The 1,672-nt window shown below is 51.7% G+C and carries 14 tRNA genes and 2 rRNA genes; all 16 read left to right on the top strand.

Going from position 1 to position 1,672, the window contains the following annotated elements:
• Positions 1-152, top strand: a 23S ribosomal RNA gene (locus G6R27_RS06335); the annotation flags it as partial.
• Positions 153-231: 79 nt separating this feature from the next.
• Positions 232-348 (top strand): 5S ribosomal RNA (gene rrf, locus G6R27_RS06330).
• Between the two features lie 37 nt (positions 349-385).
• Positions 386-458 (top strand) — tRNA-Val (locus tag G6R27_RS06325).
• Between the two features lie 35 nt (positions 459-493).
• Positions 494-566: transfer RNA gene (locus G6R27_RS06320), tRNA-Thr, on the top strand.
• Between the two features lie 6 nt (positions 567-572).
• Positions 573-644: transfer RNA gene (locus G6R27_RS06315), tRNA-Gly, on the top strand.
• Positions 645-650: 6 nt separating this feature from the next.
• Positions 651-734, top strand: a tRNA-Leu gene (locus tag G6R27_RS06310).
• A 4-nt stretch (positions 735-738) separates the two neighbouring features.
• A tRNA-Arg gene (locus G6R27_RS06305) sits at positions 739-812 on the top strand.
• A gap of 47 nt (positions 813-859) precedes the next feature.
• Positions 860-933, top strand: a tRNA-Pro gene (locus tag G6R27_RS06300).
• Between the two features lie 19 nt (positions 934-952).
• A tRNA-Met gene (locus G6R27_RS06295) sits at positions 953-1,026 on the top strand.
• Between the two features lie 12 nt (positions 1,027-1,038).
• Positions 1,039-1,112 (top strand) — tRNA-Ile (locus tag G6R27_RS06290).
• A 16-nt stretch (positions 1,113-1,128) separates the two neighbouring features.
• Positions 1,129-1,218: transfer RNA gene (locus G6R27_RS06285), tRNA-Ser, on the top strand.
• Between the two features lie 33 nt (positions 1,219-1,251).
• A tRNA-Met gene (locus tag G6R27_RS06280) sits at positions 1,252-1,325 on the top strand.
• Positions 1,326-1,327: 2 nt separating this feature from the next.
• Positions 1,328-1,401: transfer RNA gene (locus G6R27_RS06275), tRNA-Asp, on the top strand.
• A 20-nt stretch (positions 1,402-1,421) separates the two neighbouring features.
• A tRNA-Phe gene (locus G6R27_RS06270) sits at positions 1,422-1,494 on the top strand.
• 26 nt (positions 1,495-1,520) lie between these two features.
• Positions 1,521-1,591, top strand: a tRNA-Gly gene (locus G6R27_RS06265).
• Positions 1,592-1,594: 3 nt separating this feature from the next.
• Positions 1,595-1,668, top strand: a tRNA-Ile gene (locus tag G6R27_RS06260).
• Positions 1,669-1,672: the final 4 nt, after the last annotated feature.

The raw sequence follows: 1,672 nt of genomic DNA, 5'->3' as shown, positions 1-1,672 counted from the left end.
AAGCATCTAAGTGTGAAACTCGCCTCGAGATGAGATTTCCCATCTAATGAATAGAGTAAGACCCCTCAGAGATGATGAGGTAGATAGGCTAGAAGTGAAAGTTCGGTGACGGATGGAGCGGACTAGTACTAATCGGTCGAGGACTTAACCAAAGAGTCAAATGAGTAAAGGGATATTTAAGGAAAAAGAGAAGTAAGGATTATTTAGTTTTGAGTGTAAAAGCTCAAAAGGTGTCGTGTTGATGGCAAAGAGGAACCACCTGTACCCATCTCGAACACAGAAGTTAAGCTCTTTAGCGCCAAAAGTAGTTGCCGGAACGCTGGCTGCGAGGATAGGACGACGCGATGCCTGTACATAGAAAACGAGGAGACTCGTTTTTATTTTTGGACGCTTAGCTCAGCTGGGAGAGCACCTGCCTTACAAGCAGGGGGTCACAGGTTCGATCCCTGTAGCGTCCATTGACTAAGGTCAAAAGCGCCGCGTCGGAGATCCAGCCGACTTAGCTCAGCTGGTAGAGCACCGCTCTTGTAAAGCGGGGGTCGAAGGTTCGAATCCTTTAGTCGGCATATTATGCGAACATAGTTCAGAGGTAGAACATCACCTTGCCATGGTGGGGGTCGCGGGTTCGAATCCCGTTGTTCGCTTGGAATGCCGGCGTGGCGGAATAGGCAGACGCACAGGACTTAAAATCCTGCGATGGAAACATCGTACCGGTTCGATCCCGGTCGCCGGCATTATGCACCTATAGCGCAATTGGATAGAGTGTCTGACTACGAATCAGAAGGTTGCAGGTTCGACTCCTGCTAGGTGCATCGTCTTCCAATCCAGAAGACAAGACGACGGTCTTAAAATGAAGGAACGGGACGTAGCTCAGCTTGGTAGAGCACCTGGTTTGGGACCAGGGGGTCGCAGGTTCGAATCCTGTCGTCCCGATGGCTGGAAACAGCGACATCGCGGTGTAGCTCAGCTGGCTAGAGCGTTCGGTTCATACCCGAGAGGTCGAGGGTTCGATTCCCCCTGCCGCGATAGACTCGTGCCGGACCATTAGCTCAGCTGGTTAGAGCAGACGGCTCATAACCGTCCGGTCGTTGGTTCGAGTCCAACATGGTCCATACCATGAAAAAATATGGAGGATTACCCAAGTCTGGCTGAAGGGAACGGTCTTGAAAACCGTCAGGTCGGGAAACCGGCGCGAGGGTTCGAATCCCTCATCCTCCTTAGGGCCAAGGCCCCACGAAAGATTAATATTATCGCGGGATGGAGCAGTTCGGTAGCTCGTCGGGCCCATAACCCGAAGGTCGTAGGTTCAAATCCTACTCCCGCAATTGGTCGCATGGTCTAGCTGGTTAGGACGCCTGCCTGTCACGCAGGAGATCACGGGTTCGAACCCCGTTGTGACCGTTCTTTTATATAAAAGAGATGGCTCTGTAGCTCAGTTGGTAGAGCAATGCATTGAAGCTGCATGTGTCGGCGGTTCGATTCCGTCCAGCGCCATAGGGGGAACCCTAAGGAAAAGTGATGCGAATGTAGTTCAATGGTAGAATTCCAGCCTTCCAAGCTGGCTATGCGGGTTCGATTCCCGTCATTCGCTTATGGGCCATTAGCTCAGTTGGTTAGAGCGCTGTGTTGATAACGCAGAGGTCCCTGGTTCGAATCCAGGATGGCCCACTAT

This window comes from Fructobacillus papyriferae (assembly GCF_018437225.1).
In the GTDB taxonomy this organism is placed as follows: Bacteria; Bacillota; Bacilli; order Lactobacillales; family Lactobacillaceae; genus Fructobacillus; species Fructobacillus papyriferae.
This window is presented reverse-complemented; position numbering and strand designations above follow the sequence as displayed.